Here is a 12,311-nt window from a genome sequence, read left to right on the forward strand (position 1 = left end):
TGATTACACCGATAGTCGAACCGGCGCCACAAATTCGGGCATGATCGGAGTCGTGCGCCTTTCACACGCTCGTCAGAGCTTCCGAACTTTCCGTCGTCCCGTGGCCGCCGTGGCTTTGGGGGTATTGGCCGCAGGATCGGTAGTTGCCTGCAGTTCTGGCCCTGACCAGCCGAAATCAGTGGCAGAGGAGTTCGCCTCCGCGCTCACGTCGGATGACGTGCAAGCGGCGGCAGCCCTGACCACCGATCCGGCAGCGGCCTCGACTGCGATTTCGGCTCTGATCGACGGGCTGGGCAAGGACGAGGGAACATTCACCGTCTCCGACGCCACCGAGTCCGGTGATTCTGCGGGGACGTTCACACTCGATGCGGCGTGGAAGTTCGGTGAAGGTCAGGACTGGAACTACTCGACGCAGGGAAACGCGTCGAAAAGCGGGGACAACTGGCTGATCCAGTGGGACCCGGCGCTGCTGGCCCCGGACCTGACCTCGTCGACCACTCTGCGCTACACGCCCACGACCGGTGCGCCGCCGTCCGTGCTGGACGCGGCGGGTCAGCCGATCATGGAGCAGCAGGTGGTGACGCTGGTCAATCTGGATTCCGCTGCGGTTCCTCCGGTGGACACGGCAGCCGTGGCCGCCCTGCTCTCGCCCGTCGCGCCGACGATCACGGCGACATCGCTCAGCGGCGACCTTGCGTCGGCGAGCGGGAAGCGGGTCACCGCAATCACTTTGCGTGCCGAGGATCTTGCACCGATCGAGGAGCGGTTGGCGGCGATTCCCGGAGTGAGCTTGGCGCCGCAAGCGCGGTTGCTCTCGGTGGACAAAACTTTGGCGTCGCCGACGTTCAGTGGGCTGTCCGATCTGTGGCAGGAGGGGCAGGACAAATCCGCAGGCTGGGCGGTGCAGCAGGTGAAGCAGAACGGAACCGTCACCACCGTCGCCGGCCAAGACGGGCCGGTTGCTCCGAACATCGCGACCACCATTGACCGACCACTGCAACTCGCGGCCGAGAACGCGCTCGCCGGGGTGACGCAACAGGCGGCGATCGTAGCGCTACAGCCGTCGACCGGAGCGGTGTTGGCGGTGGCCCAGAATGCCCCCGCCGACGCACAGGGCCCCATTGCGTTGACCGGCCTGTACCCGCCGGGGTCCACGTTCAAGACCGTGACGACCTCCGCGGCGCTGCAAGCCGGCGTCGCTACACCGGACACCGTTCTGGCGTGCCCGGGTACCGAGAACATCGAGGGCCGTCAGATCCCCAACGACGACGAGTTCGACCTCGGATCGGTTCCGCTGCACACCGCGTTCGCGAAGTCGTGCAACACCACCATGGCCAGGATGGCCGTCGGTCTGCCTGCCGATGCTCTGCACAACGCGGCGCTGCAGTTCGGGCTTGGCGTCGACTACGTCACCCCGGGCCTCACGACGGTGACGGGCAACGTCCCCGACGCGAACACGCCCGCCGAACGCGTCGAGTCCGCGATCGGACAGGGCACGGTGACCGCCACGCCTTTCGGGATGGCTCTGGTGGCGGCCTCGATCGCCAACGGGACGACACCCGCGCCGATGTTGGTCAAGGGACAGCCCGGCGTGGCAGATCAGACCGTTGCACCGGCTCCCACCGAGGTGACCGAACAGTTGCGGGTGATGATGCGCGAGACCGTCACAGGCGGTACGGCAACGTCGCTGCAGGACATTCCGGGGCTTCTGGGCAAGACCGGTACGGCCGAAACCGAAGGTGGTCCAGCACACGGGTGGTTTGTCGGAATCAAGGGAGATCTCGCATTTGCGGTGTTCATTGCCGGCGCCGACAGCTCTTCGCCTGCGGTGCAGGTAGCGGGTACTTTTCTGCGCTGAAACCTGTTTTCCGTTGCAGTTGGATCACGCCGTCGTAGCTCAACCGTGACACGTTCGTAGGCATCCCGTGCTTGTTACTCGTGTGACAGAAGTAAAGAGTTACATGCATGGGGCCCGGAGGACAGCACAACCGTCGTGGAAAATATGTCGTTGCTTCGATAACTGCTGTCGTTCTGACAGTGGCGCTCGCGTCATGTGTCATCGGTGGGGAGAAGAAAACCGACGCCGCTTCGGTGGTGGAAGACTTCGTCACCGCCCTGAACAACCACGACGCCGAAGCTGCAGCGGCGCTCACGTCGTACCCCAACGCGGCCCGGCCCTCGATCCAGCAGATGTTCGACGGACTGGCTGCCAAGTCCACCGACTTCGACGTCGCTCAGGTCATGGATCTGGGTAGCGACTCCGGACTCTTCACCCTCGACGCGTCCTGGAACTTCGGCGAAGGCAAGGACTGGAGCTACCAGTCGCAGGGCGAGGTTCGCGATCTTTCCGTCGGCTGGCGGGTGTCCTGGGACCCGTCAGTCCTGGTTCCCGACCTCGGTAACGGGCGCACCGTCTCGTACACCCGCACCGACGCAGCGCCGCCGAAGGTCGTCGACAGCACGGGCACCCTGCTCATGAACGAGCAGACCATCAACGCGATCACTCTCGACCCGACGACCATGCCGGACCCCGTCGACACCACTCGTCGCCTCGCCGCAGTTCTCGAACCCGTCGCACCGTTGGTGACCTCGGAGTCGATGCTGGCCGACCTCGCGGCCAACCCGGGCAAGCCCGTCACCGCCGTACTGCTCCGCGATCCCGACTACGCGTACCTGGAAAGCGATTTTGCAATCCCCGGCGTCGTCGTGGTCAAGACACCCAAGCTGATCGCCTCCGATCGTCGTATCAACTCGCCGCTCCTGGACCCGCTTCGGACCGTGTGGCAGGCCAATCGCGACGCCACCGCCGGTTGGGCGGTCAACCTGGTGGAGTCCAACGGATTCCCGATCAAGCAAGCCGGCTTCCAAGGACCTCCCGGCCCCGACGTCGCCGCAACCCTCGACTCGCACGCTCAACTCGCTGCGATCGAAGCCGTCGTCAGTGCAGGTACTCCCGCCGCCATCGTCGCGATCCGCCCGTCGGACGGCGCCATTCTGGCTGCAGCACAGAACAATCAGGCCATCGAACAGGGCCCGATCGCATTCACCGGGTTGCGCCCGGCCGGCGGCGCCCTCGATCTGGTTCGCCTCGCATCGTCGATGCAGAACGGCGTCGACCCCGGATCTGTGTCACCCGAACAGTTGGCCGACACCGGGCAGCAACTCGGGCTCGGCAACGGCTTCCACATTCAGGGACTCGATCAGCAGACGGCAGTACTTGCCGCGAACCGCCCCGGCGTGGACCAGGCGATGAACAACGTCATGGCCAACAAGACGTCCAACGACGCGGACGCGCCGACAGTGACACCGTTCGGAATGGCGATGCTCGCGGCATCGATCGCCCGCGGCAGTGCCCCGCTGCCGATGATGGTCTTCGGACAACCGGCTACCGCCGACGTCACACCGACGGCATTGCCCGGCGACGTGAACAATCGTCTGCGCGACGCGATGCGAGGGGCCGGCGGACTGGCCGGGTACCCGGACATGATGGCGGCCGGTGCAGCGAGCGGTGACGATCGCTGGTTCTACGGATCGCGCGGAGACTTCGCGTTTGCAGTGTTCGTCGCAGACGCCGACGGCGGCGATCGAGCAATGCAGATGACGGACAAGCTCTTCCAAGAACTCGGCAAGCCTGCCGACAAGTAGTACCAGGCACCGCGGGTAGATTCCTGGTTCGTGAACCTGCTCGATTTCCTTTTCCTCGTCGTAGCGGGATTCTTCAGCGGTCTAGTCGGTTTTGTCACCGGTCTCGCGTCGATCGTTTCGTATCCGGCGCTGCTGAGCGTCGGGCTCTCGCCGGTCAGCGCGAACATGACCAATACCGTCGCGTTGGTGGCCGTGGGCGTCGGCGCATTGGCGAACTCGTCCCGTGAAGTTGCCGACACGGGTCCGAAACTTGTTCGCTGGTCTCTCTATTCGGCTGCCGGTGGCATCATCGGTGCCCTGATTCTGTGGCTGGCACCGGAAGGTTCGTTCGAATCCGTCGTGCCGGCAATGGTTGTGTTCGCCTCGCTCGCGTTGCTACTGCAACCGAAGATTCGTGAGTTGTCCGGCGGCGGTGACCGTCCCGGAATCTACTCGGCCGCACTGTTTGCCGTCGCGGTCTACGGCGGCTATTTCGGTGCCGGTGCCGGCGTCATCTTCCTGGCCGCGACGCTCATCCTCACTTCCGAAACGGTGTGGCGTGCAACGATCCTGAAGAGCTTCTTTCTCGGCATTGCCAATCTTGTGGCTGCACTCATCTTCGCCTTCTCCGGACAGGTGCATTGGGTGGCCGCGTTGGCGATGGCGCTCGGAGCGTTGGCCGGAGGTTGGTGTGGCCCGCCCGTAGTCAAGAAAATCCCGCCATCGGTACTGCGAGTGGCGGTAGCGATAGCGGGATTCGTGCTGGCTCTGTGGTTGTGGGTGAAGTGAGACCGCCTACTTCACGCCCTGCATCAGCTTCTTGATCCAGGGTGAGGCAAGAGCAAGAAGCACTCCGATTCCGATTGACGAGAAACCGATGATCAGGAAGAACGGACGACTGTCGTCGATGTCGAAGTAACCGGCCAAGGTTCCCGCCATCGAAGAACCCAATGCAACGGACAAGAAGAACAACGCCACCATCTGGGTGTGGAAATGCTCGGGCGCGAGTTTGGTTGCAAGGGAAAGGCCGACGGGGGACAGGAAGAGTTCCGCGAAGGTGAAGAGCAGAAGCACTCCGGCAAGGCCGAGGAGCGGTGCACTGTTCGGTCCGCCACCGGTGATCGGGATGAATGCCAGGAACGCCAGACCCATCGTGCCGGTACCGAGCGCGAACTTGATCGGCGACGACGGCTGACGGTCACCGAGTTTTGTCCACATCGCTGCAAACACACCGGCAAAGATGATGATGAACACCGGATTGATCGACTGCACCCACGTCGGCGGGAAGTCCCAACCGAAGAGATTGCGGTCCAGGAGTTTGTCGGAGATCACCGGCACGGTGGTGAACTGCTGCTGAAACAGCGACCAGAAGGCCGCGCTCGCAATGAACATCGGGATGAATGCAAAGACTCGACTGCGTTCGACCTTGGTCACCTTCTTGCTGGTGAGCATGAGGAGGAAGTAACCGACCGACGCGACGATCGTGAGTCCGACAACGACGTCGGACATGTTGTCCGCGGTGATCAAACCGGTGATCGAGGCGACCGCGACGACGACGATCGCGGCAATGCCGATCCCGATGTAGAGCGCGCGCTTGTCCGCGGGCAACGGGTTGCCGGGCTCGGCTCCGATTCCGTGAAGATGCTTCCGACCCAGCGTGTACTGGATCAGGCCGAGAGCCATGCCGACGGCGGCGAGAGCAAAACCGGCGTGGAATCCCCAGGCGTCCTGGACGGCTCCGGTGAGCAGTGGACCGACAAGACCGCCGATGTTGATGCCCATGTAGAAGATGGAGAATCCGGCGTCGCGGCGATTGTCCTGTTCGGAATATAGGTCTCCGACCAGAGAGGTCGCATTGGCCTTCAAGCCGCCGCTGCCGAAGGCGACCATGACCAGGCCGACACCCACACCCCACATGCCAGGAAGAACCGACAAGGCGATGTGGCCGGCCATCACCAGCGAAGCGCTGTAGAAGAGCGTGCGCTCGGAGCCGAGAAGTCGGTCCGCCACCCACGCGCCGAGAATCGTCGACAGATAGACGGTGCCGCCGTATGCGCCGACGATGCTGGTCGCTGCCGCCTGACTGATGCCGAGGCCGCCGTCGCTGACGCTGTAGTACAGGTAGTAGATGAGGATGCCTTGCATCCCGTAGAAGGAGAATCTCTCCCACATCTCGACGCCGAACAGGTTCGCCAGCGCAAAGGGTTGGCCGAAGAACCCCCGGTCTTCTTTCTCGCTACGTTCGACGGGCTCCGTAGTGTTGCTCATTCGAAAAGTGTCCTACGTGCTCGAGCATTTCGGGTGGTTCCGAGCCGTGGAGTTTGGTTACGACTTGGTGCGGATCCTCGCTACCAGCGGAGCGAGTGCGCGCCAACCGAGAAGGAACGCGCCGAGGACCAGCGTCGCGACGACGATGAAGCTGAACTGGGTGCCCTGGCCGCTCAACACTCGCAGGATCATGCCGACGACGACGGTGGAGAGCCAAACGACAATGCCGGTGGGAAGAAGGAGAACGGCGTTGAACTTGTCGCGGTACAGCGCGAACGTGGCAGCCCATCCGATCACCAGGCCGGTCAGGAAGGGCCACGATGTCTTCGCCAGACCGGCGAGCGCATTGGCTTCTTCGTGGGTACGGCGCCCTATCGCGCAGAAGATTATGACAAGAATGGCGTCGATCAGCAGGAATGGTGCGTACTTCTTCACGCTCACACCATACGACTGTGCGCCTTTATTAACCGCGGGCGGTTAATAAAGGCGCACAGTGCTGTTAGGCCTGGAGGCCGGCTTCGATCTCGAGGGTGATCGTGATCTTGTCGCCGACAACTGCTCCGCCGCCTTCGAGGGGCATCTCGATGGAGATGTCGAAGTCCTTGCGGTTGATGACGGTGGTGGCTTCGAATCCGGCGACGGGGCCCTGGCCCATGCCCGGGTTGACGCCGTTGAACTCGAGGTTCAGCTCGACCTCGCGGGTGACGCCGTGGAGCGTGAAGTCGCCGGCGAGGACGAAGTCGCTGCCCTTGGAGCGCACTGCGGTGGACTTGAAGGTGGCCTTCGGGAACTTCTCGACGTCGAAGAAGTCAGCGGACTTGATGTGGCCGTCGCGCTGCTCGTTCTTGGTGTTGATGGAGTCCACGGAGATCTCGGCCTCGACGGCGGGGGTTCCGTCTTCGGCGACGGTGATCGTTCCCGAGAACTCGTCGAATGTTCCACGAACCTTGGAAACCATGAGGTGGCGAACCGAGAATCCGACAGTGGAGTGGACGGTGTCGATGACCCAGGTTCCGGCGGTCAATGTGGGCAAGGTTGCGGTGGTCATGGAAGCTCCTGAATAAGTAGTTGAATGTTCAAGTTCTTGTAGCTTCAACTATGGACCCCAGGAAATCCTTCCGCAAGATCATGTGAGCTGCATCACAGTGTTTGTGCTTGCGGCATAGACGGCGTGAAGCGCCGACGCTGTCACCGACTGATGCACCGCAATGCCCCAGCGCCCTTCGCCGTTCACCACGCATTCTGCGATGGTGACTGCCGAATTCGCACTACCGGAAGACTCCGGGTTGTGGGGCAGCGAATGCTGGGTGAGCGAGACGACCTCGACGGCCGAGCCCTGTTCGGTCAGGATTTTACTCAAGGCCTCGACCGGCCCGGACGCACTCGCGGCGGCGGTGACCTCGCGTCCGTCGCGATCAATGGCGACGAACAACTGATCACCGTCGGCGGTGTGTTCCAGTGAGTACCGACGCACTCCTCCGTTGTACCCGTACTCGCGCAGCAGCAGTTTCCACAGCTGGTCGGCGGTCATTTCGGTGCCCGAGTCGTCGGTTTCGAGCTGCACCCGCGAGGCGAAGTCGATTTGCAGGCGCCGGGGGAGTTCGACCCCGTACTCGGTCTGCAACAGATAAGCGATTCCGCCTTTGCCCGACTGGCTGTTCACACGAATCACCGCCTGGTAATCGCGGCCGACGTCGGCGGGGTCGATCGGCAGATAGGGGACTGCCCACGGCGCCGATCCCGGATCGACGCCGGCAGCCTCCGCACTCTCGTAGTGATGGGCGAAGCCCTTCTTGATCGCATCCTGGTGGGTTCCGGAAAATGCCGTGTACACGAGATCTCCGCCGTACGGGTGGCGCTCGTGGACGGGAATTCGGTTGCAGTACTCCACCGTTCGACGGATCTTGTCGATGTCGGAGAAGTCGATTTCCGGATCGACGCCCTGTGCATGCAGATTCAGCCCCAGCGTGACCAGGTCGACGTTGCCCGTGCGCTCGCCGTTGCCGAACAGGCATCCCTCGACGCGCTGCGCGCCGGCCAGTACTGCCAGTTCGGCACATGCAACCCCGGTGCCGCGGTCGTTGTGCGGGTGGACCGAGAGAATCACCGAATCGCGTCGGGCCAGGTTCTGGTGCATGTATTCGATCTGGTCGGCATAGATGTTGGGGGTGGCGATTTCGACTGTGGCAGGCAGGTTGTGGATGACCGGGCGATCGGGACTGGCGTCCCAGAGTTCGGTGAGGCTGTTGCAGACCTGCAGGATGTAATCGGGTTCGGTGAGGTTGAAGACCTCGGGGGAGAACTCGAATCGCCACCCGTCGTGGCCTTCGCCGCCACGGGCCACGTCCTGCGCCGCGCGGAAAATCATGTCGTGCAACTCTTCTCGCTCTTTGCCGAGAACCACGTTTCGCCACGTCGGCGCAGTCGCGGTGTACATGTGGACGACCGCGTTCGGCAGTCCCTCGATCGACTGGTACGTCCGTTCGATCAAATCCGTACGCGCGGCGGTGAATACGACGATGGTGACGTCGTCGGGAACGAGATCGAACCGCACCAGGTCGCGAACGAAATCGAAATCGGTCTGGCTCGCAGAGGGATAGCCGACCTCGATTTCCTTGTAGCCGATCGCCACCATCAGTTCGAATATTCGGCGCTTGCGTTCGGGGTCCATCGGTTCTGCGAGGGCTTGATTACCGTCACGCAGATCGACGGGCACCCACAGGGGCGCCGCGGTGGTGCGATTGGACGGCCACGTTCGGTCGAAGGTCGGAATGTCGACGCGATCCCACGCGGCGCGATAGCGCTCGGACGGCATGGGTGACGGCTTCTGGTTGTTCCAGCGGTTGGCGCGGGTAGTACTCATCTTCGGTTTCTCCTGCGGTCGAGTCGAGAGACCGGCATGGCGAAACCCCGCGGAGGGGTGCCGGTCTGTCAGGCCCCGCCGCGGCAGTCGAGAAGGAGTGCTCCTGTAGCCATGCGGGCTACACTAGAATGAAATCACTTATCAGACAACCTGAGGAGTTCACGTGTCACCGATCGTCGAGCGTCGGCTGCTCACCGACCAGGCTGCGGAGTTGCTGCGAGCGCGGATCGTGAGCGGTGAATGGGAAGTCGGCGCCAAACTTCCAGGTGAAACCACTTTGGCTGCGCAGTTGGGTATCGGTCGGTCCACCATCAGGGAAGCGGTGCGGACCCTCGCGGGCCTCGGCATGCTCGAATCGAGACAGGGTGCCGGCGTCTTCCTACGGAGTACGACGCCTCCGGATCAGTGGCCGCGCGTGCTCGAAGCCGAGGCGATTCTTCATGTCGTCGAGGTGCGAAATGCGGTCGAGATCGAAGCGGCTCGGCTGGCGGCGCAGCGCCGCGATGCCGTTGACGTCGCGGCTCTGCGGCAGGCGTTGGACGGTAGAACTGCCGCCGCGCACTCTGGAGACGCAGCGTTTGTCGACGCCGATATCGCCGTCCACCGGGCAGTGGTGGATGCGGCCCACAATCCCGTGCTGTCGGAACTCTTCGAGACTTTTGTGCCGCGTCTGCGGGCCGCGTTGATCGAGTTGATCGCGGTTCTGGACCTGCATCCACACAGTCAGCCGGATGCGGACGAGCATCGAATGTTGGTGGACGCCATCGAAGCCGGCGACGCGGAGGCAGCGGTACGGATCAGCCGAGCCCACCTCGACGACATGGCAGCAGCGTTGCGACGCTAGACGCCGGGTTGTTCTCGACGTTCGAACTCGAGGTCCATCTCGAGATCTTCGTGGTGGGTTGCACGGAACGTGATCAAGAAGACGATCCAACCGGCGACAGCGACCATGATGAAGCTGACCATCCGATATACAAACCATGCCGCAATTGCCTGCGGTCCACTGGCACCGGCGATCGTCAGCGCGGTGATCAGTGCGGTGTCCACGTAGCCCAGCCCGCCGGGAAGCAGCGGAATGCTGCCGACTGCTTTGGCAGCGGTAAAGGCAATCAGGAGCCCCGCGAAGGAGGGTTCCGCGCCCACCGCCCAGCATGCGAAACCCAAACAAGCGACATCGGCGACACGATGGATGGCCGACCACCCGAATGCGATGACCGAGTCGGTGCGGCTGAGCTCGACCGAATCCAGTTGCTTGAGGATTTCGGACCAACGGTGCATACCGCGCCCGGTCGGGTTATTGCGAGAACGGTTGTACAGCGCCAGAACTCGGTGCCCGATGCGCTCGATGCTGCCGGGATTCTGGGCTATGTATCGCAACGCCAGAAACAGTGCTGCCATGCCGACGAGCGAAATCGTCAGCGTCACCGGGCTGACCTTGGTGCCGAACGCCGCTGCGCCGGTAGCGCCGAGTAGTGCCAGCGTCGCGGCAGCGATGACACCACACATCGCCAACTGCCAGGATGCGACAACCGGTGTAGCGCCCCACTTTCGAGTCTGCTTGTACGTGAACGCAGTGGAGAAGACCTGGCCAGCAGGCAACGTCAGCGCCATTGCCGTACTGGCATAGATGACCGAGAGGTTCTTGAGGTGACCGGCAACCACACCGGCGGCATTGAGCAGACGTTGTTGAACGGACGCGTATCCGCTTAACGAAATGAGTTGGGCCGCGACGCACGCGGCCACCCAACCCCAATGGATTTCGGTCAGGACCCGCCAGGCCTCACTGAGTCTGGGCCAGAGATATGCGCCTTCGACTATCAGGAGGGCGATGAGCGCTATCCCGAGCACCCACTTCAGCCACCAGAAGCGCCCTCTGGCCCGACTGGTCTCGGCCACGGGCGAGCGTGGTCGTCTCAGTCGCCGTGGGGTGTTTCCAGGCTGAGCCATCGACTCACCCTAACCAATTTGATCCGGATCGACCTCTGGATACTTTTCCGGCCACGCCAGATGCGTCAGTCGTCGGCGCCCACGCAGTTGGACTTGCTCGCCGAGTTCCCACTCGGCCTGTTCCTCTTCGTCGGCGAAATACAGCGCGCTCGTCGACGCCAGCACCCGGCTGGGCCGAAGTTTCGCGAGCTCGGTGAGCCGTGATGCTTCGTTGACCGGATCGCCGATCACGGTGTACTCGAAACGTTCGGCAGCACCGATGTTGCCGGCGACCGCGAGCCCCGCGCTCACGCCGATACCGACGTCCAGGCCGGTGATGTCGTTGAGCTTGAACCGCAGCTCGCGAGCCGCCGCGAGGGCTGCCGTCGGAGCGTCGGGTCGATCGAGTGGTGCACCGAAGATGGCGAGCGCCGCATCACCCATGAACTTGTTGACAAAACCGTGGTGGCGATCGATGACGTCGACGACCACACGGAAGAACTCGTTGAGCAGCTCGACCACTTCGCCCGGCGGGCGCTCGGCCGCGGCACCGGTTGATCCGACCATGTCGACGAACAGAACTGCCACGAATCGAGTTTCGCCGCCCAGTTCGGTACCGAACTTCAGCGCGCGGCGGGCCACGTCCTCGCCGACGTGCTGGCCGAAGAGCTCACGCAGCAAGCGACGCTCGTCGGACTCTTTCATCATGCGGTTGAAGCCGACCTGCAGCCGGCCGATCTCACTGCCGTCGAACACCTCGACGCGTACGTCGGTGGCGCCGCGCTGCACTCGCTCGATGGCGCGTCGCAGTTGTCGGATCGGATCGGAGATCTGAGTAGCCGTCAGCATCGACAGTGCAAAGGCCTGCACGATCGCCATGATCGAGATGAGCAGGATCGCCCACGCGAGTGAGTCGGGGGAGAACTCGAGATCGGTCGTGAGCTGCGTCGAGCACAGCAAGATGATGCCTGCGACTGGCATCAGCGTGCCGAGACCCCAGGTCATCGCCAGCCGGGTTCCGACGCCCGGCGCCATGGTCCGATCGAATTCGCCCTCACTCAAGGCCTGGGCGGCGACCGGACGCAAAATGCGCTCACCGAGCATGTAGGTGAACCCGAAGGTCGTGGTCGCGGCCATACAGACCGTCACGATCACCGCGATCGCGAGTCCTGGCATCTCGGTGATGGTCAGGAACACGAAGATGATGCCGCCCAGAATCCACAGCACCAGGTGGACGATGGCCTGGCGAAGCGGCGCGTGCAGTGCGGCCATCTGCTCGGATCTCGTCGGCGGACCCCCGCGCAGCCGCCAACGGATGACCGATTTCAACATCATTGCCGCCGCGGTGAGGCTGACGGCACCGGCGAATGCCAGGTAAACGCCGAAGATTGCGAAGTTGCGGACACGGTCGGCAACTATCGCATCGGACTCCTGGATCGGCACGCCGTACCGGACGAAGGCAAAGACCAGCACCGCGCCGATCAGATTGGCTGCGAGCATGGAGAGCATATAGAGGGGCCACCGGCTGCGGATGGTCACCGCTATTGCTCTGTATGAGGCCCGCACAGGGTTCAATTTAGCTGGCAGAGCTCGAAGTGTTGGTACGCGCGTCCGATTATTGGTCCGCTCA

The 12,311-nt window shown here is 63.1% G+C and carries 10 protein-coding genes; 4 read left to right on the forward strand and 6 right to left on the reverse strand.

Annotated elements, in window-relative coordinates; genetic code table 11:
• Nucleotides 1-40 precede the first annotated feature (40 nt).
• From H7C86_RS08830 to H7C86_RS08840, 3 genes are all read left to right on the forward strand, one after another.
• Nucleotides 41-1,858 carry a penicillin-binding transpeptidase domain-containing protein gene (locus H7C86_RS08830; protein WP_182261422.1) on the forward strand — a complete coding sequence of 606 codons (1,818 nt, stop codon included), beginning with the start codon at nt 41-43 and terminating at the stop codon, nt 1,856-1,858.
• A gap of 107 nt (nt 1,859-1,965) precedes the next feature.
• On the forward strand, nt 1,966-3,645 hold the full coding sequence (locus tag H7C86_RS08835; protein ID WP_019747094.1) for an NTF2-like N-terminal transpeptidase domain-containing protein: 1,680 nt from the start codon (nt 1,966-1,968) through the stop codon (nt 3,643-3,645).
• Nucleotides 3,646-3,675: 30 nt separating this feature from the next.
• Nucleotides 3,676-4,413: a sulfite exporter TauE/SafE family protein gene (locus H7C86_RS08840; RefSeq protein WP_003945554.1), complete on the forward strand. Its 738-nt coding sequence runs from the start codon at nt 3,676-3,678 to the stop codon at nt 4,411-4,413.
• Between the two features lie 6 nt (nt 4,414-4,419).
• Here the strand turns inward: H7C86_RS08840 and H7C86_RS08845 are convergent, their stop codons facing one another.
• From H7C86_RS08845 to H7C86_RS08860, 4 genes are all read right to left on the reverse strand, one after another.
• Nucleotides 4,420-5,892 carry a peptide MFS transporter gene (locus H7C86_RS08845; RefSeq protein ID WP_019747095.1) on the reverse strand — a complete coding sequence of 491 codons (1,473 nt, stop codon included), beginning with the start codon at nt 5,890-5,892 and terminating at the stop codon, nt 4,420-4,422.
• Nucleotides 5,893-5,949: 57 nt separating this feature from the next.
• Entirely contained in the window at nt 5,950-6,327 is a 378-nt protein-coding gene (locus H7C86_RS08850; protein WP_021343014.1) for a DUF3054 domain-containing protein, read from the reverse strand.
• A gap of 64 nt (nt 6,328-6,391) precedes the next feature.
• Nucleotides 6,392-6,940 carry a YceI family protein gene (locus H7C86_RS08855; RefSeq protein WP_019747097.1) on the reverse strand — a complete coding sequence of 183 codons (549 nt, stop codon included), beginning with the start codon at nt 6,938-6,940 and terminating at the stop codon, nt 6,392-6,394.
• Nucleotides 6,941-7,018: 78 nt separating this feature from the next.
• Nucleotides 7,019-8,755, reverse strand: a complete 1,737-nt coding sequence (locus tag H7C86_RS08860; protein WP_182261423.1) for a 2-isopropylmalate synthase — start codon at nt 8,753-8,755, stop codon at nt 7,019-7,021.
• Nucleotides 8,756-8,918: 163 nt separating this feature from the next.
• Here H7C86_RS08860 and H7C86_RS08865 point away from each other — a divergent pair, with 163 nt between their 5' ends.
• Nucleotides 8,919-9,599, forward strand: a complete 681-nt coding sequence (locus tag H7C86_RS08865) for a FadR/GntR family transcriptional regulator (protein ID WP_007734477.1) — start codon at nt 8,919-8,921, stop codon at nt 9,597-9,599.
• Here H7C86_RS08865 and H7C86_RS08870 read toward each other — a convergent pair.
• Both H7C86_RS08870 and H7C86_RS08875 read right to left on the reverse strand, forming a co-directional pair.
• Nucleotides 9,596-10,702 (reverse strand): YbhN family protein, encoded by a 1,107-nt coding sequence (locus tag H7C86_RS08870; protein WP_166501898.1) that lies wholly within the window; start codon nt 10,700-10,702, stop codon nt 9,596-9,598. The two genes, H7C86_RS08865 and H7C86_RS08870, sit on opposite strands and share 4 nt — an antisense overlap.
• Nucleotides 10,703-10,711: 9 nt before the next feature.
• Nucleotides 10,712-12,190, reverse strand: a complete 1,479-nt coding sequence (locus H7C86_RS08875) for an adenylate/guanylate cyclase domain-containing protein (RefSeq protein ID WP_003945952.1) — start codon at nt 12,188-12,190, stop codon at nt 10,712-10,714.
• Nucleotides 12,191-12,311: the final 121 nt, after the last annotated feature.

The sequence above is a fragment of the Rhodococcus sp. UFZ-B548 genome, assembly GCF_903819475.1.
Classification (GTDB): Bacteria; Actinomycetota; Actinomycetes; order Mycobacteriales; family Mycobacteriaceae; genus Rhodococcus_F; species Rhodococcus_F erythropolis.

Excerpts from the sequence above, each read along its gene's own strand:
- H7C86_RS08830 (WP_182261422.1), top strand. The coding sequence starts at position 41 with ATGATCGGAGTCGTGCGCCTTTCACACGCTCGTCAGAGCTTCCGAACT.
- H7C86_RS08835 (WP_019747094.1), top strand. The coding sequence starts at position 1,966 with ATGGGGCCCGGAGGACAGCACAACCGTCGTGGAAAATATGTCGTTGCT.
- H7C86_RS08845 (WP_019747095.1), bottom strand. The coding sequence starts at position 5,892 with ATGAGCAACACTACGGAGCCCGTCGAACGTAGCGAGAAAGAAGACCGG.
- H7C86_RS08855 (WP_019747097.1), bottom strand. The coding sequence starts at position 6,940 with ATGACCACCGCAACCTTGCCCACATTGACCGCCGGAACCTGGGTCATC.
- H7C86_RS08860 (WP_182261423.1), bottom strand. The coding sequence starts at position 8,755 with ATGAGTACTACCCGCGCCAACCGCTGGAACAACCAGAAGCCGTCACCC.
- H7C86_RS08870 (WP_166501898.1), bottom strand. The coding sequence starts at position 10,702 with ATGGCTCAGCCTGGAAACACCCCACGGCGACTGAGACGACCACGCTCG.
- H7C86_RS08875 (WP_003945952.1), bottom strand. The coding sequence starts at position 12,190 with ATGCTCTCCATGCTCGCAGCCAATCTGATCGGCGCGGTGCTGGTCTTT.